The following is a 25824-nucleotide window of genomic DNA, read 5'->3' as shown; positions in this document are numbered from 1 at the left end:
ATATTTTACTATGGATGTACCCCGATATTTCAAAAACTACGATTTTTGGGGTACGTTTGCCCCAATCTACGTTAATTTCGTACAATACATAATTTGAATATGCAATAAATGTACCCCGATATTTCAAAAGCTACGATTTTTGGGGTACGTTTGCCCAAATCTACATTAATTTAGTACAACATATGATTTGAATATGCAATAAATGTACCCCGATATTTCAAAAACTACGATTTTTGAGGTACGTTTACCCAAATCTACATTAATTTAGTACAACATATGATTTGAACACGCGGTAAATGTACCCCTACATTTAAAAAAGCTTGTTTTTTGGGGTACATACGCCAATTTACTCTGCTTATTGCAAGGATTCTATTACTGAACATAACAAAAACAGGAGCATGCCACATAAAGGCACGCTCCTGTTTTGTTATATATTATAATTTGAATGTCAAAAGTCTAAATACTAATCATATGTATTGCAACTTAATTTACACTTTCATATTACAATTATTATTTTGATAATCTTTCATGAATGCTTGCAGCAGCCTGTTTTCCTGCACCCATAGCAAGGATAACTGTAGCGGCACCTGTTACGGCATCACCACCGGCATAAACATTATCTCTTGTTGTTTCAAGAGTGTCTTCATTAACTACAAGGCATCCCCACTTGTTAGCTTCAAGTCCTTTTGTTGTAGTTCTGATAAGTGGGTTAGGTGAAGTACCAAGTGACATGATAACTGTATCAACGTCTAACTGGAAGTTACTTCCTTCAATAACCATTGGACGACGACGTCCTGAAGCATCAGGTTCGCCAAGTTCCATTTCAACACATTCCATCTTGCAAACACGACCATCTTCATCTCCGATTAACTTAACAGGGTTGTTAAGTGTTTTAAAGATAATTCCCTCTTCAATTGCATGATGAACTTCTTCACCACGGGCAGGAAGTTCTTCCATACCACGACGGTAAACAATATATACATTTTCAGCACCAAGTCTTAAAGCAGTTCTTGCAGCATCCATAGCTACGTTACCACCACCGACTACGGCAACATTTTTACTCTTAATAATAGGTGTATCATAATCATCAAGATAAGCCTTCATAAGGTTTGCTCTTGTTAAATATTCATTAGCTGAGTAAACACCAACTAAAGCTTCGCCTTCAATACCCATAAATGATGGAAGACCTGCACCTGAACCAATGAATACAGCCTTGAATCCCATTTCCATGATTTCATCAATAGAAAGAACTCTACCGATAACCATGTCAGTTTCAACCTTAACACCTAAAGCTTCAAGATTTTCAACTTCCTTCTGAACGATAGCCTTAGGAAGTCTAAATTCAGGAATACCATAAACTAAAACACCACCGGCCTTATGGAAAGCTTCAAAAATAGTAACTTCGTAACCAAGTTTTGCAAGGTCACCGGCACATGTAAGCCCTGCAGGACCTGCACCAACAACTGCAACTTTAATACCATTAGATTCAGGTTTAACAGCATCATCATTGCTGTGAGCCATATGGTAGTCAGCTACGAATCTTTCAAGACGACCGATAGAAACAGGTTCGCCCTTGATACCACGGATACATTTTCCTTCACACTGATTTTCCTGTGGACAAACACGTCCGCAAACAGCAGGAAGACCATTAGTGCTTGTGATAATCTTGTAAGCTTCTTCAAATTCTCCTGCTGCAACCTTAGCAATAAACTCAGGTATACGTACACATACAGGACAACCACTCATACAAGGTTTGTTCTTACAGTTAATACAACGAGTTGCTTCTTCCATAGCCATTTCTTTAGTATAACCCAAAGCAACTTCTTCAAAATTCTTATTACGTACGTTAGGATCCTGCTCAGGCATTGGAACCTTTGTTAAAGACATGTTTGGCATTATTTGGCACCTCCCATTTCATCAGCCGCTTTATACATACGGCAGTTTTCTCTATCGTGAGCTTCAAATTCTCTATATGTAGAATTACGTTTCATAAGCTCGTCATAATCTACCTGATGACCGTCAAAGTCAGGACCGTCAACGCAAGCAAACTTAATTTCACCACCAACAGTTACACGACATCCGCCACACATACCTGTACCATCAATCATAATAGGGTTAAGTGAAACTAAAGTCTTAATATTATAAGGTTCAGTAACCTTAGAAACAAATTTCATCATTGGGATAGGTCCGATAGCGATAACAAGATCATAGTTGTTACCGGCATCGATTAAATCCTGAAGCTTGTTAGTTACAAAACCTTTCTCTCCGTAAGTTCCGTCATCTGTTGTAATGAAAAGTCTGTTACAAACTTCTTTATATTCATCTTCAAGAATAACAATATCCTTGCTTCTGAAACCGGCGATAACATCAACATCAACGCCCATATTAAATAAAGCTTTTGCAGATGGATAAGCTATGGCATTACCTACACCACCACCGATAACGCAGGCTTTCTTAATGTGGCCAAACTCAGTTGCAGCGCCAAGTGGTCCAACAAAGTCTAATAAACAATCTCCCTCATTCATCTGAGAAAGAAGCATAGTTGTCTGTCCGACTATCTGGAAGATAATAGAAACAGAGCCTTCTTCTGCATTAGTATCAGCTATTGTAAGAGGCATTCTTTCACCACGCTCGTCAATTCTTAAAATAATGAACTGACCTGCTTTTGCTTTCTTAGCAATAAATGGAGCCTCTACATCTAAACGCACTACAGTGTCGTTAAGTTGTTTTCTTCGTAAAATCTTGTACATTCCTTAATCTCCTTTATAAATGCTACTCTTAAATATAGCATATTGATAAAATATTATCAATGTGAAAGTGTAAAAAAAGTTTAGCGAATTAATAATTTAATCTAATAAAGTGAGAATTAAATAAAAATACGCATAAAAAAGGCTTTTATAATAATGTAGGAAAATTAATAAAAGAAAAAAACTAAACCACTAGCATTTTTCTTAATTAGATAGTATAATATTTAGTGGTTTGCTAGGAACAAAGCATAGCAGATAAAACAAATAATAAAGAACAATTCAAGTTAAATAGGAGGAAACCAAATGGTTAGAGCGATTGTTGGTGCTAACTGGGGCGACGAAGGAAAAGGTAAGATTACAGATATGCTTGGCGAAAAGTCAGACATTATCGTAAGATTCCAGGGAGGAAGTAATGCCGGACATACTATTATTAATGAATATGGTAAGTTTGCACTTCATTTACTTCCATCAGGAGTATTCTATCAGCATACTACATGTATTATAGGAAATGGTGTGGCACTGAACATTCCATATCTTCAGAAGGAGATTGATAGTATTGTATCACAGGGAGTGCCAAAGCCAAATATTTTAGTATCAGATAGAGCACAGATTCTTATGCCATATCACATTGATTTTGATGCATATGAAGAAGAAAGACTTGGCGGAAAGGCATTTGGCTCAACAAAGTCAGGTATTGCTCCTTTCTATTCAGATAAATATGCAAAGATTGGATTCCAGGTATCAGAATTATTTGATGAAGATACATTAAAGGAAAAAGTGGCAAGAGTAGTAGAACAGAAGAACATTATGTTAGAGCATATGTATCATAAGCCACTTATCAATGCTGATGAATTATTAGAAACATTACATGAATACAGAGATATTGTAAAACCTTACGTTTGCGATACAGCATTATACTTAAACAATGCAATTAAAGAAGGAAAGACAGTACTTCTTGAAGGACAGTTAGGAACATTAAAAGATCCTGATTTCGGTATTTACCCAATGGTAACATCTTCATCAACACTAGCAGCATACGGTGCAATTGGTGCAGGAATACCACCATATGAAATCAAGGACATCATCACAGTAGTAAAAGCATACTCAAGTGCAGTTGGAGCTGGAGAATTCGTAAGTGAAATCTTTGGAGACGAAGCGGATGAACTTAGAAGACGTGGTGGCGACGGTGGAGAATTTGGAGCCACAACAGGACGTCCTCGTAGAATGGGATGGTTCGATTGCGTAGCTTCACGTTACGGAGTAAGAATGCAGGGAGCTACAGAAGTAGCACTTACAGTATTAGACGTACTTGGATACTTAGATGAAATTCCAGTATGTGTAGGATATGAAATCGATGGCGAAGTAGTAAAAGACTTCCCAGTAACAGCAAAACTCAAAAAAGCAAAACCAGTATACGAAGTACTTCCAGGATGGAAAGAAGAAATACGTGGAATCAAAGAATACGACAAACTTCCTGAAAACTGTCGTAAATACATCGAATTCATCGAAAAAGAACTTGGCGTACCAGTAAAAATGGTAAGTAACGGACCAGGAAGACATGAAATCATATACAGATAGGCATTGAGCCTCTGTCAAATGAAAAAACACGGTTGAAAATGTGCTTGCACAATTTTTCAACCGTGTTTTTTTAATTTGATGTGGCGAAAGCCACTGACGAAATAGACCGAAGGTCTATGAGTACAGAGGCTCAATGCCTATCTGTATAAGTAGTAGCACACAAGGCGAAAGCCAGTGACGAAATAGACCGTCAGGTCTATGAGTACAGAGGCTCAATGCCTATCTGTATAAGTAGTAGCACACAAGGCGAAAGCCAGTGACGAAATAGACCGAAGGTCTATGAGTACAGAGGCTCAATGCCTATCTGTATAGTTTGTCAACCACTACAATATTCTCTACTACTTCTTCAACAACTTGCAAATCCATATCATTACATAAAAAAGCACCGGCAATATTATCATTGACCATGCACTTGCTCTCCAGGCATTAGTAAAATCTCCAACTCCAAAGTTTGTAAGAAGTGCAAAAACCAATGTAAGCAAAGCACAAAATATAAGTGAAATTATTGCCAATATAGCAAGGATTCGTTTTAATTTTTCCATAAAAACTCCATTCTGTCACAAAAATGCAACGATAAAGCTAAAAAAGCTTATTTTCTAAACTCTCTTTAGTATAGTAGAAATAATATTTTATTGCAATTATTGTTTAGTATTTGTATAATATCCTAGAGAAGAAAAATTTAATGTTAGGTAGTAACAGGTGCTTAGCATATTAATACATTTGGAGGAAAAAATGGCAAACGATTATTTATTAAAGACATGGCGTGAAATCGCTTATAATCAGGAACAGACACAGGAGCAGTACAATCAGTTCTGGGGTGCTTATTTCGTACAGGAGAAGGAAGTATACAAAGATATCCTTGGACATCCTGACGTAGTAGTAAAGGGAACAGTTGAAGAACTTGCAAAGAAATACAATATGGAAGTTCTTACAATGGTAGGTTTCCTTGATGGAATCAACGAAAGCTTAAAGGTTGAGAATCCAATAGAAGAATTAGAAGATACAACAGAAGTTAGCTTAGAATATGATCCTGAAAAGTTATACAAGAACATGGTTGATGCTAAGGCAGACTGGCTTTATAACTTAGAAGAATGGGACAACCTTTTAACACCTGAAAGAAGAAAGGAACTTTACAAAGAACAGAAACTTTCAGGAACAGTTATAAAGGAAAAGAAAGTTGGAAGAAACGATCCTTGCCCATGTGGTTCAGGAAAGAAATATAAATATTGTTGTGGAAGATAGTTTTCACAAAAAAATAGGCTGTTGCAGTTGTTGCAACAGCCTATTTTTGTTTATAACTATTTATAACTGCCTTTGCAGCTTTTTTCTTTGATTCCGAATGGCCGATTATAATATTGTATTCTGTTGCACGGATGGCATTAATTGCTTCCAAAGCCTCGTCGCTTGTTTTTTTCTTAAAAAGAATTGTGGAGCCATCTATTAATGTAAAGTGAAGTGAAAAAGTCGGTTCTTCGCTTTTAGGATTAAGACTAATATTTCCCAATCGGTAACACCACACAATGTCGTTAAGGGGGATTATGGAAATCTTGTTTTTTCCAAGGTCTATGCAATAGTTTTCAGTTATATAAATCGAGTTAATCTGTATGTAATTACCAAAACTAAGTTCTGACTCGGCATCGTCAATATATTCTTTTCCAAGCTGTTTGTTTAAAAAAGTGCAAACAGGGTAAAGATATGGATTAACTATTCCCATAATTGCTTCGACTATATTCTTTAATGAAATCAGCATAATAACTATAACAAACCACATAAAAATCATATATTTAATAGGGTGGTAATTAGCATTGCTAATTAAACACTCACCTGTGATTTTTGAAAGGGATTGAGAATCCCAGTTTAAGTCTTTTGAGAATGCATCAAGCATCTCCTTGTAAGAACTGTTGGGCTTTATAACTTTGCCCTTAAAACTGTAATTTGTTAATGTTTTTTTAGGTGTGCTACCTACAGGAAGAATCACAAAAACACATTGATTGTCATTTAGTGCATAATAATATCCGTATTTCTTATTGCCAAATTTTATAAGATTGTAACTTGAGTAATGTAGGGTTTTGGCAGTTACTTTTACGTATTTGTCAGAAAGTCTTACATTATATATGTTTGATATGGGTTCGGGATTAAACACTTTAAAAAAAGGAAAAATCATTAACGATAAAATCATAAGAACAAAAGTTATCGTTGGAATGATTAGCCTTTTGGCGGATAAATTACGGATTTCACCAGTAATATTTATCATAAAAAGTTACCTGTTAAATTTACCTTTCATACCTGTTTTTTATTTTATAATTTTAACATATTTTAAATTGTCATAGTCAGTATAATGTAGTGTGAGATTTTTGGCAAGTCTAATGGTTGCGTTTATAAAGTTTTGCTGATAGAATGGTAAGGATTATGGAGGAATACTATGGAAGCATATACGGGTTTTGCACAGGTTTATGATAAGTTTATGGACAATATTGAATATGATAAATGGTGCGAATATTTGGTTAGCATTTTAAAAGAATATGGTGTCAATTATGGTATTGTGTTAGACTTGGGCTGTGGAACGGGCAATATTACGGAACTGTTGGCAGACAAGGGCTACGATATGATTGGCGTGGATTACTCCCAGGAAATGCTTAATATGGCAATTGAAAAAAGAAAAAACGACGGTATATTGTATTTGTGCCAGGATATGCGTGAACTGGATTTGTATGGAACGGTGGCGGCAGTAGTAAGCCTTTGTGATTCAATTAATTATATTACGGAATTCGAAGATTTAGTTACAACTTTTAAGTTGGTTAACAATTATCTTGATCCGGGTGGAATTTTTGTTTTTGATTTAAAAACAATAGAGTTATACAGAAGTATTGGCGAATCAGTAATTGCCGAGGACAGAGAAGACTGCAGTTTTATTTGGGACAATTATTTTGATGAGAAAGATTGTATAAATGAATATATGCTTTCTATTTTTGTTAAAGGTGATGACAATAGATATGATAAATTTAGTGAGGAGCATTATCAGAGAGCTTATACAGTTGAAGAAATCAAAGAAGCTTTGAATCTTGCAGGACTTGAGTTCGTAACTGTTTATGATGCATTTACAAGAAATGAACCTAATAGCGAAAGCGAAAGAATATATGTTGTGGCAAGAGAATGTCAGAAAAATCAAGTTTCGAAATAAAAACTGAAAAAGATATAGATTAAAAATCAAGTTTCGAAATAAAAACTTAAGAAGATATAGATAAGAAAATCAGGAGGAAAAATAAGTGGACTATATAGTAAGAGCAACAGCAGCAAATAGTCAGATTAGAGCATTTGCAATTACATCAAGAGAGATGGTTGAAACAGCAAGACAGCATCATAATACAAGTCCTGTAGCAACAGCAGCTTTAGGTCGTTTGCTTACAGGTGGAGCAATGATGGGCGTTATGATGAAGGGCGACAAGGATATTTTGACAATTATGATGAAGGGGGACGGACCTATTAACGGAGTAACAGTTACAGCAGATTCACACGGAAACGTAAAGGGATATGTTGGAAATCCTAACGTGCTTATTCCTGCCAACTATGCAGGCAAGTTAGATGTAGGCGCGGCAATCGGTTACGGAACATTAACAGTTATTAAGGATATGGGACTTAAAGAGCCTTATTCAAGTCAGGTTCCACTTGGAACAAGTGAAGTTGCAGAAGATTTGACTTATTATTTTGCAACATCAGAGCAGGTTCCTTCAGCAGTAGGCCTTGGGGTGCTTATGTCAAAAGACAATACAGTAAAACAGGCAGGCGGATTTATAGTACAGTTAATGCCTTTTGCAGACGAAGAAACAATTCAGGCATTAGAGGATAGAATCAGCAAAATTACATCAGTTACAGATATGCTTGAAAAAGGTATGACACCTGAAGATATTCTTAAAGAAGTAATGGGCGACATGGATGTTGAGTTTACAGACAAAATCGATACACAGTTTAAGTGTACATGTAGCAAGGAAAAAATTGTAAAGGCACTTGCAGGATTAAGCAACAAAGAATTAGACGAAATAATTAATGATGGCAAGGCAATCGAAGTAAAATGTGATTTCTGTAACACAACATACAAGTTTAGTGTTGAAGAATTAAAAACATTAAGAAAAAAATACTAGACTTTCAAACTTTAGAGTGATAAAATCTTAAAGTAAGTAAAGGTATCTCTCAGGAGGTTGAAATGAGTAAAAAAATTAGAAATACAGAAGTTGATCATCTTTTTGATGCAATATTAACATTAGAGAATAAGGAAGAGTGCTATACATTTTTTGAAGATGTTTGTACAGTAAACGAGTTGCTTTCTATTTCACAGAGATATGAAGTAGCCAAAATGTTAAGAGAAGGAAAGACTTATCTTGACATATCTAATGCCACAGGTGCATCAACAGCGACAATAAGCAGAGTCAACCGTTCACTTAATTATGGAAATGACGGGTATGATATGGTACTTGAAAGAGTATTAAAGAAAGATGAATAAGAAGTAAAGGTACGAGATAGAGATTTCGTACCTTTTTCTTTTATGCGAAAATTCAATAATATTCTACTAAATAAGAGAATATTCCACTTTTTTAAAAATTAAGTATGCTATAATGAAAATGAGAAATCCAATATGGAAAAGAAAGAGAGTAGGAGGAAAGATATGAAAAAAAGTAAGAAAAAATTTATTATGTTTGCTATATTAAGCGTTTTGCTAATGGCAAATATGAAAAACGTAAATGCTGGACAAGTTCAGAAGAATGATAAAAGTGTTGCGATTGAGGAGTTAGGAGGTTATTTATCAGGAGTGGACTGTCAAAAGAATGATAAAGTAGAAATAAGTCAGTCTTTTAATGTGGAAAATTCAAAAAACAAAAGTTCTATATTTTTTGTGAAAGTAGCAGATGAAGAGATAGGAGCAATAAATGTTACAGAATACGAAGGAAAAAAATTAACGTCATTTTTATATAGTGAAAATTTTTTTAATGATATAGGAGAAGAGAGAATTAGCGTTGAATCAAATGGCAATGGATTAAGTTTACATAGCAAAAAAGAAACGAAAGTAGTAACAGGTGAAAATGCAGGAAAAACAATAAGAAAGAATAATTCAGATAGAAAATTAAAAAAACGAAAGTTTTCAGATATATCAAAAAATGTAAAATTAAATTCAGATGAATATGAAATAGAGACAGCAAGTATAAATGATAGTGAATATACAACAGATTTTTCATATATAGGAACGCATAAGAAAAAGTATGAAACTATAAAGAATACAAAAAATACGTTAATGTTATACACAACAAAATTAGATTTGATTGCTAATGGAGAAATTAACAATCAGGGAATATGTTGGGCGGCAACAGGGGCTAGCATTATTAATTATAAACGTGGCGGAACGGTTAAATGTAATGCAAGGAAAGTGTATTATGATTTAAAGAAAAAATACAATGCGGATCCAGTTGGAAATATTCAGTGGGAAAAGAGAATGTGGGAGTATTATGCAATATCTATGAAATATGTTGAACATAAATTATCTTTTACAGATGTTTTGTATTTAATGGAAAGCCATAAACCGGTTTTTTGTAGTTTCTTACATAATGAAGAAAACAGTGCAAAAAATTATGCTCATGCAGTAGCTTTGTGTGGATGCTATTATAGAACAGACTTGCAGCGATATTATTATGTTTATATGGATCCTAATATGCCAATGAATGGAGAAAATGTATATGTAGTCAATCATATTTTTCCTTCAGAATTAAATGGAAATACGGGATATAAATTTTATTATAATCCAGGAAATGGAGATATTTATAATAACTGGAGATATGCTTTTTATTAGGAGGGAGTATGAACACAAAAATAAGCGTTGTGATAGTAATGGTGATTATGTTATTTATTTGCAGTCAGGGAAATATTGTTAATGCAGAAACCGTAAAAATTGATACAAACCGATTTAAAACTGTTGTTATTGAAAAGGGTAAAAGTGCAAAATTATGCAATTTGTCAATGAAAAAAATAAAATGGAAAAGCACTAATAAGAAAGTAGCAACTGTTAATAAAAAAGGATTAGTTAAAGCTAAAAAGATTGGCAAGGCAAAGATAACATTAAAGGATCAATATGGTAAGAGAAAGACTATAAATGTGCAGGTGAAAAAGAAATTAAAAAAAGCTACTAATAAGAATGTTACAGTCAAGGTTGTAGAAGGTAATAAAGATTATGTAAAGCTTGAATTAAATAATAAGTCAGACCAATGTATTTTTGTGGCATATCCATACTATTTAATTGTCAAGAATGGTGAGAAGAAAGAGTATGTAAGCAAAAAAGAAATTCTTAATTCTATGAGACCACCGATAAGTTTAGCACCAGGAAGTAAAGTGCGAATAGGAGTAAGTCTTACTAATTATAATATGATTGAAGGATTAACATATAAGATAGAATGTGAAGTGTTTACTAATCTACAGGAAATCGGAATAGCGGATTATGAAATAACCACAACATTTTGTTATAAGTAGCATGTTAACTGCGTATGATTTATTTTTTTGAAATACATACAGTTAATTTGAATATTCTGAATATGTTTGGTTAACATAACACGGAGAAAATTATAATTTTAATAGAGTGTACCCCGAAAATTAAAGGAAGTGTAATTTTCGGGGTACAAATATTGAAGAAAATATAGTATAAGTGACATATTGGTTAATATAATACATAGAATAAAGATCAATATGTGACAAAAACGTATTTAAAGCAAGAATAAGTGATATAATCAGTTTACATAAAATAAAATCGTACCCCAAAAACAGAAGATTTGAATATGTCTGGGTACGGTGCAGAAAAAGTACGTGGAACACTACAATTTATTTCTTATCTTTGCCAGTATCACCCTTTGAACTAGGCAAAGAATCAATAAGCTTCTCAATAAGTCTTTTTCTAATATACATATCGTAGCTTAATGTGGCAATTAGCCCAATTGTTTCAATTGATTCACGGTCAGAGCTTTCTAAGTCACCAAAAATGTTCTGAGAATTTTTAAATTCTTTAATCAAAGGCTCAATAAGGTCGCTTTTTTGAACGCGATTTAAGAATGCATTAGTTACATCTTCTAATGAATTATTGATATTATCATTATTGTAATAATCCTTTAGAAGTGGAGTTACAATAGTTTGGATATCGTTTATAGATATAACATTCTTAAAGAAAAAGATTAAGATTAAGATAATCATGTGATCTTTTGAGTATTTCTTTTTTTCAGGAGGAGGCAACAGGCGGCTTTTAGCATAGTTGTTAATCATTGTCTTTGTCAAAAGCTTGTCATCATCATGTCTCTTGGATGTGTTGAATTTTCCATTAAGATATGTTGTTACCTGATCCATATATAAATCTATGTTAGGAATATCATCAATGTTAAATGATTCTATTTCTTCTAAAACCTGGTTAATTAAATCTTCTGATTGCATTGTCTTACTCCATAAATAATTTATTATCTGATACTACAAGGATAACACGTAGTAATAAAAACCACAAGATAAAATATTAATAAAAAAATCTATATAAAATCATGGAATACGGGAATTGGAATATAAAATTGAAACAAGCAAATATAATAAAAAACAAAATTAAAGGTGTCTTTATTCTTAGAATGGAATATGTTAAAATATTTTAGCAGTGTAAATGATTATGAAAATTGGAAATAGGTTACGATTAACGTAATCATAATAACAAATTAAACAATTATAATTACCGGTAAGGATGGAATTTATGAATAATATATACGAAACATTAAATGATATGCAGCAGTTGGCAGTTTATCATACGGAAGGACCATTGCTTATATTGGCAGGTGCAGGGTCCGGAAAGACCAGGGTGCTGACTCATAGAATTGCATATTTAATAGAAGAAAAACACGTTCAGCCATACAATATTATGGCGATAACTTTTACAAACAAAGCGGCAGGTGAAATGCGTGAGCGTGTAAATAAGATTGTTGGTTTTGGCGCGGAACAGGTTTGGGTAAGTACTTTTCACTCAGCCTGCGTAAGAATTTTAAGACGATATATTGACAGAATAGGATATAGTAACGATTTTACTATTTACGATACAGAAGACCAGAAGAAACTTTTAAAGGACGTAATCAAGAATCTTAATCTTGATCCAAAGATGTATAAGGAGAATGCAGTTCTTGGGAAAATATCTGATTTCAAAAACAAGCTTGTAACAACAGGCGAGGTTGCCCAGATGGCACAGTCAGATTTTAAATTGCTTAATCTTTCAAAAATTTACAATAATTATCAGGAAGCTTTGAAGAAGAATAACGCGTTGGATTTTGATGACCTTATAATGAAAACAGTTCATTTGTTCAGAAAATGTCCTGAAGTTTTGGAAAGTTATCAGGAAAGATTAAAGTACATTATGGTTGACGAGTATCAGGATACTAACGGAGCTCAGTTTGCTTTTATTAAACTGTTGGCTTCTAAATATCAGAACCTTTGCGTAGTAGGTGATGATGACCAGTCAATTTACAAATTTAGAGGTGCGGATATTTCCAATATTCTTCAGTTTGAGAAAAACTTTAACAATGCAAGGGTAGTTAAGCTGGAGCAGAATTACCGTTCAACAAAGACTATTCTTGATGCGGCAAATGAAGTTATTCACAACAATAAAGGTAGAAAAGACAAGACACTTTGGAGTGACAATGAACAGGGTGAAAAAATAGATTTGTATCAGGCTGAAGACGCTTACGCAGAGGCAGATATGGTAGCCTCAACAATTAAGGAAAATGTGGATTTTGGAAGGGCAGATTATAGTGATTACGCGATTTTGTACAGAACAAATGCCCAATCCAGAGCATTGGAAGAAAAATTATTGCTTAGAAATATTCCTTACAAAATCATTGGCGGACAGAACTTCTATCAGAGAAAAGAAATCAAAGACGTTTTGGCATACCTTAGAATTATCTGCAATGCAACAGATGACATAGCTGTAGAAAGAATTATAAACGTGCCAAAGAGAGGCATTGGTGCGACTACAGTTACTAAGGCTAAGGATTTTGCAAGAGCTTACGGTTTTAATTTGTATGAGTCATTGCTTGAAGTTGAAAACATTCCGGGGCTTGAAAGAGCAGCAACAAAGGTAAGAAAATTCACTGATTTAATTGAGAATTTCAAAGACCAGCAACAGAGTATGTCTTTGAAAGAGTTAGTTAACGAAGTGTTAAACGAGACAGGATATGTGGCAGAACTTGCAGCAGAAAACACAGATGAAGCCAATGGCAGAATCGAAAATATCGATGAATTAATAACAAAAGTAACTGAATACGAGGAGAATACAGACAATCCAAGTCTTGCAGAATTTTTGGAAGAAGTTGCTTTGGTTTCAGAAATTGATAACTTAGATGAAGACAGCAGTTATGTTGTTTTAATGACAGTTCACAGTGCAAAGGGACTTGAATTTCCTAATGTTTTTCTTTGCGGAATGGAAGACGGATTATTCCCGGGATACATGAGCATTATGTCAGATGATCCGGAAGAACTGGAAGAGGAAAGAAGACTCTGCTATGTTGCAATAACAAGAGCAATGAAGCATCTAACAATAAGCTACGCAAAGCGTAGAATGGTAAGAGGGGAGACTCAGTACAATATTATTTCAAGATTTGTAAAAGAGATTCCAATGAGCCTTGTAAACAGCAAAAATGTAACGGATAGAGTTGCAGCAGGTTTTGAGAAGAAACCATCTTTTAGTGGTTTCGGTGGCTATGAAGGCTCCTTAAATCATGGTGGCTCAGGCTATATGGGTTCATCTTACGGCGGTTCAAGAAATTTTGCTGCAAATGAACACAAAAACGCTTATAGAGCAATGGCAAAGAAGCCTGCATATGGCAATCCGTCAACTAAGCCGGGCTTTGGAAAGCAGTTTGTTGTAACAAAGGCAGACATTGATTATGGCGTTGGTGACAGAGTTCATCATATAAAATTTGGCGACGGAACAGTGCTTGGCGTGGAGGACGGACCAAGAGATTATCAGGTAACAGTTGAGTTTGACACAGCAGGTCAAAAAGTTATGATGGCATCTTTTGCAAAACTTAAAAAATTGTAGTAAATATGTTTGATTTTTGGTATAATACCAATAAGTATAAATTTTGAATCTATTATCAATCAGATAGAAAATGAGGTGACAGAAATGGACGATTTAATTAAGGGCGTAAAGATTGGAAAAATCTTAACAAAAGACGATGAGAAGAAAGAAACAAAGAAGATTGTTGCAATCGTTTTGGCAGTAATTGCAGCAGTAGCAGCAGTAGCAGGTGCCGCATATGCAATCTACAGATTCGTTAACAGAGATTATTATGATGACTTTGAAGATGATTTCGAAGATCTCTTTGAAGACGAAGATGAAGACGATTTTGAAGAAGAATAAAAATTAAAAAGCAAACAACAAAAAGTGGCCCAAGCTGAGTAGTAGTTGGTAGAATCCGGCGACTGCTTTGTTTGGGCTAAAGTTGTTTTAAAAGGAGAAAAGATGAAAAAAGGCGTTGAATATACAGGAGTAGTTACAAAAATTGCTTTTCCAAACAAGGGGGAAGTTGATTGTGGTGAAGACGGAATAGCATCAGTAAAAGGCACATTGCCGGGACAGAAGGTTAAGTTTGTTGTTTCAAAAAAGCGTTCAGGCAAGGCTCAGGGAAGATTAAAGGAAATAATTGAAAAATCACCAATGGAAGATGTTGAACCTAATTGCCCACATTTCGGTGATTGCGGTGGCTGTTCTTACCAGACAATGAGTTATGAGAATCAGTTGAAACTTAAGGAAGACATGGTTAAGGGAATTCTTGACAATGCAATCAAAGGAGACTACCGGTTTGAGGGAATACTTGGCAGTCCTGTGCAGTGGGGCTACAGAAATAAGATGGAATTTTCTTTTGGTGACGAGTTTAAGGATGGACCTTTGGCACTTGGAATGCACAAGAAAAACAGTTTCCACGACATTGTAACAGTGGATAACTGCAAGATTGTAGATAGAGATTACAATATTATTTTAAGATGTGTTTTGGATTACTGTGCAAAAAAAGAGTTACCTTTTTATCATAAATTACGTCACGAAGGTTATGTAAGACACTTGTTAGTCAGAAGAACAACTAAGACAAAAGAACTTTTGGTTGCCCTTGTTACAACATCAGATGCAGAAATGGAGAAGAAAGCTGACTTAATGAGTTTGGTGGAAGAAATAAAGGCACTTGATTTGTCAGCTAAGCTGTGCGGAGTTATTCATATTATTAATGATGGTTTGGCAGATGTTGTGCAAAGCGATGAGACAAGAGTTCTCTACGGACAGGAATATGTTTACGAAGAACTTTTAGGCTTAAAGTTCAAGATTTCAGTATTTTCATTTTTCCAGACTAATTCACTTGGGGCGGAAGTTTTGTATTCAAAAGCAAGAGAATATATCGGAGAAACAAAGGACAAGTTAATATTCGATCTATACAGCGGAACAGGCACAATCGCCCAGATTCTTGCGCCTGTTGCAAAAAAAGTAGTTGGGGTTGAAATCATAGAGGAAGCTGTTGAAGCTGCAAAAGTTAATGCAAGCTTAAACAACCTTGAAAATTGCGAGTTTATAGCCGGTGACGTTTTAAAGGTAATTGATGACCTTCAGGACAAGCCTGATTTAATCGTACTTGATCCACCACGTGATGGCATAAATCCAAAGGCATTGCAGAAGATAATCGACTTTGGCGTTGACCGAATGGTTTATATAAGCTGCAAGCCAACAAGCCTTGCAAGAGACTTGGAAATGCTACAGGAGCAAGGGTATAAAGTGGTTAAGGCAGCGGCAATCGACCAATTTCCGAACACAAATCATGTGGAGACGGTTGTTCTTTTGTCCCAACAAAAGCCGGATGACACGATAGAGATCGACTTAGACTTGGACGAGCTGGATGCTACAAGTGCCGAGTTGAAAGCAACCTATCAGGAAATCAAAGATTATGTGCTGAAAGAATTTGGCTTGAAGGTTTCAAATTTATATATTTCTCAAATCAAAAGGAAATGTGGAATCGAAGTAGGAGAGAACTATAATCTGCCAAAGACAGAAAATCCAAAAGTGCCACAGTGTCCGAAAGAGAAAGAAGAAGCAATTAAGGCTGCCCTGAAATATTTTGCGATGATCTAAGGACATTGCTGATTTCAAGGAGGAATAACACATGAAAAGCACATTTGAAAAAATGGGTGGAACCTACACACTTGGCGCAGACGGAATTTACTATCCGAATCTTGTCAGTACAGATGAAGAACCGCATTATGGGAAATATGGAATGATGCGAAAAACGTATCTGAAAGAGCATCGTCCGGCAATGTATTCACTGTATATGTTGGAAGACAGACTGACAGAACATCTGAATACTGTGGACGATGAAGCACAGGAGAGAATGGATATTCTGGTGCGTCAGATGATGGAGAGGCAGGGCATTACGGAAGAATTGAAAGCTTGTGACCAGATGGAATGGGTCAGAGCGGTAAATGGTATTCGTAATATGGTAGAAGAGATTGTGTTAAAAGAATTGGTCTATATTTAAAGTGTGGAAAGCTCCTTCGGGAGCTTTTTGCTGTTTATAAAATAAATTCTGTCGGAGATTTTGATTTAATGATTTGATTTATAAAACTGGCAATGATACAATTAGCGTAATTTGTAAGAAAGCAGAGAAAATATGAGTGAAAAGTTACTGATTGTTGAAGATGACAAAAAATTAAATGATGGAATCCGTCTGGCTTTAAAGAATGATGCTTATTTCTTTTATCAGTGCAGAACTTTGCAGGAAGCGAGAGCGATTCTAAACAGGGAAGACATTACATTAGTTTTATTAGATGTGAACTTGCCGGATGGGAATGGGATTGATTTTGTAAGAGAAATAAGGAAAAACAGTCAGGTGCCGATTATTCTGCTTACAGTAAATAACATGGAAGTGGATATTGTGACAGGATTGGAAGCAGGGGCAAATGATTATATTACGAAACCGTTTAGTTTGATGGTTTTGCGTGCAAGAGTGTCTGTGCAGCTTAGAAATAAAGAGGCAGCAGCTAAGAATTCTATGGAGCTTGATGGATTTGAGTTCTATTTCGATAAAATGGAATTTTTCAAAGATGGAGAACCTATTGAACTTAGTAAGACAGAACAAAAGCTCCTTAGAGTGCTGTGTGAAAACAGAGGAAAAGTATTGAAACGGGAATATCTGATTGACGAGGTATGGCAGGGAGATACAGAGTTTGTGGATGCCCATGCCTTGACTGTTGCAATCAAACGCCTCAGAGACAAATTAGAAGATGATACGCAGAAGCCTGAATATATCAAGACGGTTTATGGAATTGGTTATACATGGGCGGTGAATGGATGATAGAAACAATTATGTTGATTGTAGTTATATTTGTCCTGAGCGGAGTTTTTTGGTACAGCTTTTTTTATCAGAAAGAAAAAAAGCTTTTGAACCGGCTGCAGCAAATGCTGGACTGTGCAATAGATGGAGAACTGGAACGGACAGAAATATCAGAAGAAAAGTATTCTGCTCTTGAAAACAGCATGAAACAATATATAGACAGTAGCTTTCTGGCAGGAAAAAATCAACAGGAACAGAAAGAAGTGATACAAAAACTTATTTCAGATATTGCGCATCAGACACTGACTCCTATTTCAAATCTGAAAATCTATGGAGAAATACTCTCTGAAGTGAGTAATGAAAATCAGGAGGAAATAGCTACCATTTTGGAGCAAACAGAGAAATTAGATTTTTTGATACAATCATTGGTCAAATTATCACGGATGGAGAGTGGAATTATCGCAGTACATTCGGAGGATACTACTATTAAGCAGATGCTTGAATCTATACAGCAACAGTTTAACGTAAAAGTAAGGGAGAAGAATATTACTCTGAGCCTATGTGACACGGATTTGCATATTCGATGTGATTCAAAATGGACTGTGGAGGCACTCGGAAATATTGTAGACAATGCGATTAAATACACAGCATGTGGGGGAAATGTTCAGATAAAAGTCGAGCAGTATTCTTTTTTTGTAAAGATTGATATCATTGATGATGGCATTGGAATAGAAAAAGAAGAAATACCAAAGATATTTGGAAGGTTTTATCGGAGTCTGTCAGTGGCAGACCAGCCAGGAGTAGGAATTGGCTTATTCCTTGCAAGAGAGATCATTCAGGCACAAAAGGGGTATATAAAAGTGACATCAAAGAGAGGAAAGGGTTCTACATTTTCTGTGTTTCTTCCGATAGCAAAGAAGGAATAGTATCAAAACTGTGATATTTCAGAAACCAGATGGAGACATTGTTATGATAAAGTCTGTATTGTAAAGATCAATACAGGCTTTTTTGATGGGAGGATGGCATGAATATATTAAAAGCAGTAAATTTACGAAAAATATATGGGCAGGGAGAAACAGAAGTCAGGGCTCTTGATGGTATAAACCTGGAAGTAGAAAAAGGGGAGTTTGTAGCGATTGTTGGAACCTCTGGAAGTGGAAAGTCTACATTGCTTCATATCATTGGTGGTTTGGATAATCCAACATCCGGTCAGGTCATTGTTGACGGACAGAATTTAAGCCATATGACAGATGAAGAGCTTACTATTTTTAGGCGTAGAAATATTGGATTTGTATTTCAACAGTATAATCTGGTTCCGATGCTGAATGTATGGGAAAATATTGTTCTTCCTGTAAAACTGGATGGAAAAAAGATTGAAAAAGGCTATGTAAATGAAATCATAGATACACTGGGCATTCGGACAAAACTGGAAAATCTTCCAAGTGCACTGTCAGGGGGTCAGCAGCAAAGGGTGGCAATTGCAAGAGCATTAGCGGCAAAACCTGCTATTTTGCTGGCAGATGAACCGACAGGCAATCTGGACTCAAAAACGAGTCAGGATGTATTGGGACTTTTAAAAGTCACCAGTAAGCGTTTTCATCAAACGATTGTAATGATTACTCACAATGAGGAGATTGCCCAGATGGCTGACAGGATTTTACAGATTGAAGACGGAAAAATTGTTTCAGACAGTGGTTTGGTATAGTGAGGGCGTTTATATGGTAAAAGTAGAGAATAAAGAAACGTTACGATTATTGACGAAACGTTTTATGAAAATGAACCGAGCAAGAAATATTATTGCTGTTATTGCAATCATGTTGACATCACTGTTATTTACAAGCCTCTTTGTGGGGAGCGTATCCATGATACTTTCCAAAAGAGCAACGGAAATTAAGCAATTTATGGATTCATCCCATGCTATTGCGCAGAATTTGTCAGAAGAAGATGCGGAGAGATTGCAAAAAACAATAGAACAAAGTGATGAGGTGGAACGATATGGAACAGGCATTTTTCTGGGAGCAGGAAGAGATAAACATTTTGGCTTTTCAGTAGAAGTTAGATATGCAGATAAAAATATGGCAGAAAGCTTTAATTGTCTGCCAACTACAGGAAGACTGCCAGAGAAGGAAAATGAAGTAGCAGTCAGCAGCTTGGTACTGGAAGCATTGGGAGTTACACCAAAGATTGGGGAAGAAGTCACGCTGACGTGGGAAGTAAATCCAATGCTGAAACAATACAAAACAGATACATTCCAGATATGTGGATTTTGGCAGGGTGATAAGGCTGTTTTAGGTCAGATGGTCTGGGTATCTGAAGCCTATGCGAAGGAGAATTGTTATCCTGTTACACAGAAAGAATTAGAAAATGGTATCTATAATGGGGGAAAGGAGTATTCTGTCTGGTACAAGAATCTTTGGAATCTGGAAAAGAAAACAGAAAATATATCTAAGACAGCAGGATTTACGAAAGCAGGGACAGGATTGGAGATCAATCCGGCATATAATCTTTTTGAAGAAGATTCATTTTCATTCACTTCCCTTATTGTAATGGTACTGTTTGTGATATTGGCTGGTTACTTAATTATTTATAATATTTTTAATATATCCGTGAAAACGGATATTAGAGCCTATGGATTATTGAAGAACGTGGGAACAACAGGAAAACAATTGAAAAAAATTGTACGTATGCAGGCATGGAAATTGTCAGCAGTGGGGATTCCAATCGGATTGATTTTCGGTTATCTTGCAGGTTTTTGTATGTCGCCGTCTCTGACAGCAGATGCCCAAATCAGTGCACAGGCAGGAAAGACTGCACAGACAGTAGTATCAGCTAATCCTTTGATTTTTTTTGCAGCAGCACTTCTGACACTTTTAACGGTGTATTTATCCAGTCTACAGGCTTGTAAAATGGTGGAAAGAGTTTCGCCTGTGGAAGCCCTACATTTGGCAGAAGGAGAGCAGTCACAGAAGAAAATAAAAAAGAATACTTCTGTAACCTGGTGGGGAATGGCAGTTCAAAATGTGTTCCATAACTGGAAAAAGGGATTGATTGTTATGTTTTCTATCGCTCTTTCTATGGTAGTGGTCAACTATATTGTGATGTTGGTGCAGGGATATGATTTTGAGTCTTACCGGAATATATTTTTAGCATCTGATTTTCAACTGGATCAGATGACCGACACTTTATCGAATACAAATTTCAATGGTATTACACCTGAAATCAAAGAGATTCTGAATAAGTGTCCGGAAAGTGAGAAAACAGGATATGTGTATTATTCGGAAGAAAGACATAAGATGGAACCAGCACTTTTGAAAACGTGGGAGACATTGGCAGAAAAAAACAAAGAAAACTGGACAGATTATGAAAAGCAAATCTGGGAGGAAACAAAAGCGGATAATACTGTAAAGGTTCATTTCCTCGGAATTAGTGAAGCGGTGTTTGATATGTTAGAATGGAAAGGGGAAAAATGTTCCTGGGATACGTTTAAAAGTGGGGATTATGTGATTGTGGACTATAGTGATAAATATACAGAACAACCAGTTTCTTATTATCAGTCTGGCGAAACTTTTAAAATGGAGTACGGAAACGGAAAACAGAAAGATTATGGGGTGATCGGAGAAGCTATGATGCCATATTCCCTGGATTATCCGTATGCAGATTCTGTTTATGTTACAGTAATGGTCCCAGAAGAAGAGTATATCACCCAGACAGAAAATCAATCAGCAATGTATGCTACTATTGATGCCAAGAAGGGCGAGGATAAGCAAGTAAAAGAATACATTGATAAAAATGTTTTGAAAGAAAATGATATGATAAATGTTTTTTCTGTATTGGATATGAAGGCGAGCTTTAGGCGGTTTGTCAGTAAATATTATATGATCGGTAGTTTTCTTGTCGTTATTTTAGCCTTTATTGGCATTATGAATTTCTTTAATACAACAGCAACTTCTGTAATTAGCAGAAAAAAAGAACTGGCACTTTTGGAAGTTGTTGGAATGACGAAAAAACAGATATCGAAAATGCTAGTGGCTGAGGGATTCCTATATTTGGGAGGCGCATTTATGATTGCAGTATTGTTAGTTGTGGTTGGAGCAAAGCAGATTTTAATAAATACGCTCGGTACGGCATTTTTCTTCCGGCTACATCTTACGATAGTGCCATGTGTGCTTATGATTCCAATTTTGGTTGGGATTGCGTATGTGATACCAAAGTATCAGTTTGAAAAGATGAGTCGGGAAAGTGTTGTTGAAAGAATTCGCAAGGAATAGAAACAAGGTATCAATTAGGCGTATGGATTTGCTGATCCATGCGCCTCTTTTTAAAGGAAATTATAATTCCATATCATATGACCTTTTCTTAGATCGAACAGGCTGATTTCGTCGCATCTCTTGTTTCCTCTGATATTCAAGTTCCCATGCACGATGGGAGAAAACATCAGGATCTTCCACATTGAGATAATCCACCTCATTGGCTGCAATATCACGACGGTGATAGTCGTAATATTTACCGAAAGTACCTTTGAGTTGTTCAATCAGCTTATCCCGGAAATCAGGACGTATCTGGATTCTGGTATCCAGTAATTTGGTATATTGTTCTGGCTCAGGACGAAATTTTTCTTCCCGGAAAGCAGTGGCGTCTTTTTCAAGCTGTTTTTTGAGCGAGGTGTCCTGAGAATCCAAGACATCCAGATTTTTATTCATCTGGTCGTATTTCTTGGATAGATTCATCATATCTTTATCGGTAGTGCATTGTGCCTGGAAGATTAGCTGCTCTTTCCGTGATTTCAGTTCTTCAATTTCTTCGGTAACAGTGGTAAGCTGTTGATTCAATTTTATATGCTGGATGGGATTCAAAATACTGGTTTTATCCTTTTGCACATTCAGTTCTTTCCGTTCCGAAACTTTCGCTTTGAGTTTCTTCTTAACAGCATTATATTTATTCAGTATTGGATTAAAATGATTCATCCAATCATGAATTACTTCTTTTTGCATCTCATTATGAAGTAAATGATATTGTGTAAAAATCATATGATTTCGGATAGTTTCCATTGTTTCTGCAATTACAGGAATAGAATTTTTGACAGCTTGAGCCAGTTTCGATATCTGAGTTTTTAATTCCCGGAGCATTTGATTATCTGCACGAATCTGACGGTTGATTTCACAGCGGTCAGCTATCATTCCTTTCTTTTCCATATTCTGGGCAATGTAGCCTTCGTGGATGGTCGGCTGTTCGGTGATTCCCTGATCTGCAAAGCTGCGGTGATCAATGGATGCATTTATCTGATTGCGGGCAAGCATTTCATTTACAGTATCTGCCCAGTTTGCTCTCCAGATACAGAGTTGTTCATCACTGTTCCATTGTTCAGAAATAGGATTCTGCCTGCCGTAGCGGCTACTTTTAGGATGTTTGTCGATGCGGTCATAGCCCTTTTCCTGTGCGTCAGATGCGGTCATATAAATCTTCTTTTTTCCAACTTTATATCTGTATTGCTTTTCCCAGCCATCTTTTTGTGCAGTTTTGAATTCAGTAGCTGTAAATCCTTTTTCTTCCCCATTTTTTATACAGAGATATTCTTTTTCTGTTTTATACTGCCATGTTCCATTTTCATTCAGTGGACGGACGGTAAGCAGAATGTGTGCATGAGGATTGTGTCCATCTGTATCGTGAATAGCAAAGTCAGCACACATGCCCATATCCACAAAATTCTTTTGAATAAAATCCTGAAGAAGAGAAATATTGCTGTTTTTATCTAACTCGACGGGGAGTGCGACAACAAATTCTCTTGCCAGTCGGCTGTCTTTGGTCTTTTCGGTTTCTTCCACAGCATTCCAGAGTTGTTCCCGGTCATTCCATTCCGATGGAGCCATTGGAGGAAGCATCACTTCCTGATAGATCAGACCCTGCTTTCTAGTATAGTCATGCTGAATGCCGTCATAATCATTGTACATGCGGCTACAGCTCATATAAGCAGAAGCAGCAACAGCAGACCGACCGGAACCACGGCTGACGACTTTGGCTTGCATATGATAAATTGCCATATCTGGCACCTCCTTTCGATGTTGCCTGCAACAGCGGATAAAGCCCTCGGCAGAGCGCACGAGCCCCGAAGGGGATACCACTGCCTGATTTATCAGGTGGTGAGTAAGTGCGCCCTTCGGGAGTAGAACTTGTGCGTTTACATTCCCCGTAGCCGGATCATCAGCTCCCGTTTCAGGGAATCTAAATCCATTTCTTTAATATGGGGAACAATACTTTCCAGAATGGCTCCTTCCTGGACTAATCGGTGTGTTCTGGCATCACGTTCTTTTTTGCGATTTCTTGCTTCGGCTTCTTCCTGGCGGTGTCTTGCCTGTAAAAGTGCTTTTTCTTCCGGTGTCATGATTCTTTTATCTGCCATATCTGGCACCTCCTTTTTATGCCCGTATCCGGGCAGTTTTGGTTTTAAAATCTTTTGGTTTGGTACTATGGTTTTAGATAACTGACAGTGGCATATTTCTGGTAATAAATGAGGAAAGAAAGTAGTACCACTGTCAGTGAAAAGTAATCATTGTGTTATACTTCTTCGAGTCAGTTCTGGTTCGGAGCATGATTGTTCAACAGGATTTTTTTCGCCTGTTTTAAATTAGCTGTTGCATTGTCCTGACGAATATTCCGGTTATTGATACGGACAGGAATACATCTCTCCAGAATACGGTCATAAATTCGTTTGTGTGCGATATCAGCGGCGTTATTCAGCTCTGATAAAGTGAGATTGGTCGTTATGATCAGGGGCTTTTTACTGCGGTAACGACTGTCGATCACATTGAATACCTGTTCCAGTGCAAAGTCAGAGTTCCGCTCAATTCCGAGATCATCAATAATCAGAAGACTGTAGCGGTTTAAGCTGTTGATGAACTGGTTTCTGTCTTCAAAATGCATTCCGGTAAGGGTATTCAGAATCCGGGAAAAGTTGGTCATCAGTACAGGAACGCCTTTTTCCAGAAGGGCATTGGCAATGCAGCCTGCAAAAAAAGATTTTCCAGTACCGACATCACCCCAGATAAGAAGTCCGGAAGCGTTTGCTTTCATCTCTTCCCAGTTGCTTACATAATTGTGTGCCAGTTTTATTTCCGGATTGATGCCGTTATCCCTGGCAAAAGTGTAGTCATAGAGTGCTTTGTCCTGTAAGCCGCTGGTTTTAAGATGCTTTATTTCCATTTGTTTTTCATGAAGTTTTCTCTGGGCTTCTTCCTGCTCAAAGATTTCCTGCTGGCATTTACAGCGGATGGAAGGAATAAGAACCTTTCCCTGTAATTCATGCCGGCATTGTCTTGGCGTATTGCATTTGGAACAGTAGATCAGGTGGTCTGTTTCGTTAAAATATTCATCAGGCTGAAGCTCTCTGTTTGGTGTTATAGCGGTTGTTTTTTCTATAAATCTTGTCATAGTGTTTCGTATTCCTCACTTTCGTAATTTCTTTGCCAGGAAGCAGGATAATCCTGTCTTGCCCAACTGATGATGGTAGCTGCATGGTTCTGATATTGCTTTCCGGTAGAAGCCATATAACCGGATAAGCGTTCAATATAATCCTTCCAGTCAGGGATTGTCTGCCGGATATCTTCAAGCTCTTTTTCTGACAGAAAAACATTTTGAAATTTTCCATAGGGTGAGAGTGGCTCCTTACTCCCTCTTTTTTCTAAATTGTTCTTTTTTATCTCTTTCTTATTACCAGACAGTTTTTTGTCTGTATCAGGGAAAGAATCCTGTCTATCAATAGGATAGTTTTCTGTCTGTCTTAGGGAAAGAAATCTGTCTGTATAGTGGATGGTTTCTTTTGGGAGTTTTACATAAATGCGATTGGGCTGTCCGGGTCCCTGCCGTTTTCGGAAGATAAGCTCCTGTTTTTCCAGTACTGCCAGAGCAGTTTTTACCGTCATCTGGCTTTTGTGGAGAACTTCTGCCAGTGCTTCAATTGTAAAGTAAATGAACACATGACCAGCGATATCTGACCAGCCCTCATTTTTCTGGGAAAGCCTTGCCCGGTCGAGCAGGATAATATAAAGCATTTTGGCAGTTTCGTTTATTTCCATGTTCAGAAGAAAACGGGGAAACATCATATAAGATGGCAGGTTGGTGTCTGCTGTCAGAAAGTCCGTCAT

At 36.4% G+C, this 25824-nt stretch carries 24 protein-coding genes; 15 read left to right on the top strand and 9 right to left on the bottom strand.

The features are described 5' to 3' along the window. Positions 1-510 precede the first annotated feature (510 nt). On the bottom strand, positions 511-1896 hold the full coding sequence (gene gltA, locus NQ558_RS00120; protein WP_005361609.1) for an NADPH-dependent glutamate synthase: 1386 nt from the start codon (positions 1894-1896) through the stop codon (positions 511-513). After that, positions 1896-2750 (bottom strand): sulfide/dihydroorotate dehydrogenase-like FAD/NAD-binding protein, encoded by an 855-nt coding sequence (locus NQ558_RS00115; RefSeq protein WP_005361611.1) that lies wholly within the window; start codon positions 2748-2750, stop codon positions 1896-1898. Before NQ558_RS00115 ends, gltA begins: the two co-directional genes overlap by 1 nt. Positions 2751-3050: 300 nt before the next feature. Between NQ558_RS00115 and NQ558_RS00110 the strand changes: the two genes are divergently transcribed. Next, a complete protein-coding gene (locus NQ558_RS00110) occupies positions 3051-4325 on the top strand; it encodes an adenylosuccinate synthase (protein ID WP_005361613.1) in 1275 nt (424 codons plus the stop codon). A gap of 338 nt (positions 4326-4663) precedes the next feature. Here the strand turns inward: NQ558_RS00110 and NQ558_RS00105 are convergent, their stop codons facing one another. After that, a complete protein-coding gene (locus tag NQ558_RS00105; RefSeq protein ID WP_005362381.1) occupies positions 4664-4867 on the bottom strand; it encodes a hypothetical protein in 204 nt (67 codons plus the stop codon). A 190-nt stretch (positions 4868-5057) separates the two neighbouring features. On the opposite strand from NQ558_RS00105, the gene NQ558_RS00100 reads away from it, so the two are divergent. Further along, positions 5058-5567 carry an SEC-C metal-binding domain-containing protein gene (locus tag NQ558_RS00100; protein ID WP_005362379.1) on the top strand — a complete coding sequence of 170 codons (510 nt, stop codon included), beginning with the start codon at positions 5058-5060 and terminating at the stop codon, positions 5565-5567. Positions 5568-5607: 40 nt separating this feature from the next. Here the strand turns inward: NQ558_RS00100 and NQ558_RS00095 are convergent, their stop codons facing one another. Beyond that, positions 5608-6579, bottom strand: coding sequence for a DUF6709 family protein (locus tag NQ558_RS00095; protein ID WP_005362377.1), 972 nt, complete (start codon positions 6577-6579; stop codon positions 5608-5610). Positions 6580-6747: 168 nt separating this feature from the next. Here NQ558_RS00095 and NQ558_RS00090 point away from each other — a divergent pair, with 168 nt between their 5' ends. The 5 genes from NQ558_RS00090 to NQ558_RS00070 all read left to right on the top strand — a co-directional run bounded on the left by NQ558_RS00090 (position 6748) and on the right by NQ558_RS00070 (position 10835). Continuing rightward, positions 6748-7506 carry a class I SAM-dependent DNA methyltransferase gene (locus tag NQ558_RS00090; RefSeq protein WP_259907592.1) on the top strand — a complete coding sequence of 253 codons (759 nt, stop codon included), beginning with the start codon at positions 6748-6750 and terminating at the stop codon, positions 7504-7506. A 94-nt stretch (positions 7507-7600) separates the two neighbouring features. Then, positions 7601-8464: an Hsp33 family molecular chaperone HslO gene (gene hslO / locus NQ558_RS00085; RefSeq protein WP_370781919.1), complete on the top strand. Its 864-nt coding sequence runs from the start codon at positions 7601-7603 to the stop codon at positions 8462-8464. 62 nt (positions 8465-8526) lie between these two features. Then, a complete protein-coding gene (locus NQ558_RS00080; RefSeq protein WP_005362367.1) occupies positions 8527-8823 on the top strand; it encodes a YerC/YecD family TrpR-related protein in 297 nt (98 codons plus the stop codon). A 162-nt stretch (positions 8824-8985) separates the two neighbouring features. Then, positions 8986-10161 carry a hypothetical protein gene (locus NQ558_RS00075; protein WP_040446922.1) on the top strand — a complete coding sequence of 392 codons (1176 nt, stop codon included), beginning with the start codon at positions 8986-8988 and terminating at the stop codon, positions 10159-10161. A gap of 8 nt (positions 10162-10169) precedes the next feature. Continuing rightward, entirely contained in the window at positions 10170-10835 is a 666-nt protein-coding gene (locus NQ558_RS00070; protein WP_005362365.1) for an Ig-like domain-containing protein, read from the top strand. A 345-nt stretch (positions 10836-11180) separates the two neighbouring features. Here the strand turns inward: NQ558_RS00070 and NQ558_RS00065 are convergent, their stop codons facing one another. Continuing rightward, positions 11181-11780, bottom strand: coding sequence for a DUF1836 domain-containing protein (locus tag NQ558_RS00065; RefSeq protein WP_005362364.1), 600 nt, complete (start codon positions 11778-11780; stop codon positions 11181-11183). 301 nt (positions 11781-12081) lie between these two features. Here NQ558_RS00065 and pcrA point away from each other — a divergent pair, with 301 nt between their 5' ends. The 8 genes from pcrA to NQ558_RS00025 all read left to right on the top strand — a co-directional run bounded on the left by pcrA (position 12082) and on the right by NQ558_RS00025 (position 21954). Beyond that, complete coding sequence (gene pcrA, locus NQ558_RS00060; protein ID WP_040446921.1) at positions 12082-14415, top strand: DNA helicase PcrA; 2334 nt, start codon at positions 12082-12084, stop codon at positions 14413-14415. An 84-nt stretch (positions 14416-14499) separates the two neighbouring features. After that, the gene (locus NQ558_RS00055) at positions 14500-14736 is read left to right on the top strand and encodes a hypothetical protein (protein WP_005362360.1); all 237 of its coding nucleotides are present in this window, start codon (positions 14500-14502) and stop codon (positions 14734-14736) included. A 102-nt stretch (positions 14737-14838) separates the two neighbouring features. Beyond that, positions 14839-16488, top strand: a complete 1650-nt coding sequence (gene rlmD, locus NQ558_RS00050; RefSeq protein WP_259907591.1) for a 23S rRNA (uracil(1939)-C(5))-methyltransferase RlmD — start codon at positions 14839-14841, stop codon at positions 16486-16488. Between the two features lie 31 nt (positions 16489-16519). After that, positions 16520-16891, top strand: a complete 372-nt coding sequence (locus NQ558_RS00045) for a TnpV protein (RefSeq protein WP_119637245.1) — start codon at positions 16520-16522, stop codon at positions 16889-16891. A gap of 132 nt (positions 16892-17023) precedes the next feature. Continuing rightward, a complete protein-coding gene (locus tag NQ558_RS00040) occupies positions 17024-17707 on the top strand; it encodes a response regulator transcription factor (protein ID WP_005362343.1) in 684 nt (227 codons plus the stop codon). After that, on the top strand, positions 17704-18612 hold the full coding sequence (locus tag NQ558_RS00035) for a sensor histidine kinase (RefSeq protein ID WP_005362341.1): 909 nt from the start codon (positions 17704-17706) through the stop codon (positions 18610-18612). The genes NQ558_RS00040 and NQ558_RS00035 overlap by 4 nt, the downstream gene beginning before the upstream one ends. A gap of 98 nt (positions 18613-18710) precedes the next feature. Further along, positions 18711-19391 carry an ABC transporter ATP-binding protein gene (locus NQ558_RS00030; protein ID WP_005362338.1) on the top strand — a complete coding sequence of 227 codons (681 nt, stop codon included), beginning with the start codon at positions 18711-18713 and terminating at the stop codon, positions 19389-19391. Positions 19392-19404: 13 nt separating this feature from the next. Next, positions 19405-21954: an ABC transporter permease gene (locus tag NQ558_RS00025; RefSeq protein ID WP_005362336.1), complete on the top strand. Its 2550-nt coding sequence runs from the start codon at positions 19405-19407 to the stop codon at positions 21952-21954. 60 nt (positions 21955-22014) lie between these two features. Here the strand turns inward: NQ558_RS00025 and mobQ are convergent, their stop codons facing one another. The 4 genes from mobQ to NQ558_RS00005 all read right to left on the bottom strand — a co-directional run bounded on the left by mobQ (position 22015) and on the right by NQ558_RS00005 (position 25824). Next, positions 22015-23724, bottom strand: a complete 1710-nt coding sequence (mobQ, locus tag NQ558_RS00020; RefSeq protein ID WP_005362333.1) for a MobQ family relaxase — start codon at positions 23722-23724, stop codon at positions 22015-22017. 137 nt (positions 23725-23861) lie between these two features. Further along, the gene (locus NQ558_RS00015; RefSeq protein ID WP_005362330.1) at positions 23862-24083 is read right to left on the bottom strand and encodes a DUF3847 domain-containing protein; all 222 of its coding nucleotides are present in this window, start codon (positions 24081-24083) and stop codon (positions 23862-23864) included. A 170-nt stretch (positions 24084-24253) separates the two neighbouring features. Beyond that, on the bottom strand, positions 24254-25111 hold the full coding sequence (locus NQ558_RS00010; RefSeq protein WP_005362327.1) for an ATP-binding protein: 858 nt from the start codon (positions 25109-25111) through the stop codon (positions 24254-24256). After that, a complete protein-coding gene (locus tag NQ558_RS00005) occupies positions 25108-25824 on the bottom strand; it encodes a replication initiator protein A (RefSeq protein ID WP_005362325.1) in 717 nt (238 codons plus the stop codon). Before NQ558_RS00005 ends, NQ558_RS00010 begins: the two co-directional genes overlap by 4 nt.

The sequence above is a fragment of the Eubacterium ventriosum genome, assembly GCF_025150745.1.
GTDB lineage: Bacteria > Bacillota > Clostridia > Lachnospirales > Lachnospiraceae > Eubacterium_G > Eubacterium_G ventriosum.
Note: the sequence above shows the minus strand (reverse complement) of the source record. Positions and strands in the feature narration are given on the sequence as shown.

Bases quoted from the DNA above. Each gene is read 5' to 3' on its own strand.
- NQ558_RS00115 (WP_005361611.1), bottom strand. From the start codon at position 2,750: ATGTACAAGATTTTACGAAGAAAACAACTTAACGACACTGTAGTGCGT.
- NQ558_RS00015 (WP_005362330.1), bottom strand. From the start codon at position 24,083: ATGGCAGATAAAAGAATCATGACACCGGAAGAAAAAGCACTTTTACAG.
- NQ558_RS00075 (WP_040446922.1), top strand. From the start codon at position 8,986: ATGAAAAAAAGTAAGAAAAAATTTATTATGTTTGCTATATTAAGCGTT.
- gltA (WP_005361609.1), bottom strand. From the start codon at position 1,896: ATGCCAAACATGTCTTTAACAAAGGTTCCAATGCCTGAGCAGGATCCT.
- NQ558_RS00040 (WP_005362343.1), top strand. From the start codon at position 17,024: ATGAGTGAAAAGTTACTGATTGTTGAAGATGACAAAAAATTAAATGAT.
- NQ558_RS00065 (WP_005362364.1), bottom strand. From the start codon at position 11,780: ATGCAATCAGAAGATTTAATTAACCAGGTTTTAGAAGAAATAGAATCA.
- NQ558_RS00035 (WP_005362341.1), top strand. From the start codon at position 17,704: ATGATAGAAACAATTATGTTGATTGTAGTTATATTTGTCCTGAGCGGA.
- NQ558_RS00030 (WP_005362338.1), top strand. From the start codon at position 18,711: ATGAATATATTAAAAGCAGTAAATTTACGAAAAATATATGGGCAGGGA.
- NQ558_RS00005 (WP_005362325.1), bottom strand. From the start codon at position 25,824: ATGACGGACTTTCTGACAGCAGACACCAACCTGCCATCTTATATGATG.
- NQ558_RS00025 (WP_005362336.1), top strand. From the start codon at position 19,405: ATGGTAAAAGTAGAGAATAAAGAAACGTTACGATTATTGACGAAACGT.
- NQ558_RS00070 (WP_005362365.1), top strand. From the start codon at position 10,170: ATGAACACAAAAATAAGCGTTGTGATAGTAATGGTGATTATGTTATTT.
- NQ558_RS00105 (WP_005362381.1), bottom strand. From the start codon at position 4,867: ATGGAAAAATTAAAACGAATCCTTGCTATATTGGCAATAATTTCACTT.
- NQ558_RS00095 (WP_005362377.1), bottom strand. From the start codon at position 6,579: ATGATAAATATTACTGGTGAAATCCGTAATTTATCCGCCAAAAGGCTA.
- pcrA (WP_040446921.1), top strand. From the start codon at position 12,082: ATGAATAATATATACGAAACATTAAATGATATGCAGCAGTTGGCAGTT.
- NQ558_RS00045 (WP_119637245.1), top strand. From the start codon at position 16,520: ATGAAAAGCACATTTGAAAAAATGGGTGGAACCTACACACTTGGCGCA.
- NQ558_RS00055 (WP_005362360.1), top strand. From the start codon at position 14,500: ATGGACGATTTAATTAAGGGCGTAAAGATTGGAAAAATCTTAACAAAA.
- mobQ (WP_005362333.1), bottom strand. From the start codon at position 23,724: ATGGCAATTTATCATATGCAAGCCAAAGTCGTCAGCCGTGGTTCCGGT.
- rlmD (WP_259907591.1), top strand. From the start codon at position 14,839: ATGAAAAAAGGCGTTGAATATACAGGAGTAGTTACAAAAATTGCTTTT.
- NQ558_RS00110 (WP_005361613.1), top strand. From the start codon at position 3,051: ATGGTTAGAGCGATTGTTGGTGCTAACTGGGGCGACGAAGGAAAAGGT.
- NQ558_RS00100 (WP_005362379.1), top strand. From the start codon at position 5,058: ATGGCAAACGATTATTTATTAAAGACATGGCGTGAAATCGCTTATAAT.
- NQ558_RS00080 (WP_005362367.1), top strand. From the start codon at position 8,527: ATGAGTAAAAAAATTAGAAATACAGAAGTTGATCATCTTTTTGATGCA.
- NQ558_RS00090 (WP_259907592.1), top strand. From the start codon at position 6,748: ATGGAAGCATATACGGGTTTTGCACAGGTTTATGATAAGTTTATGGAC.
- NQ558_RS00010 (WP_005362327.1), bottom strand. From the start codon at position 25,111: ATGACAAGATTTATAGAAAAAACAACCGCTATAACACCAAACAGAGAG.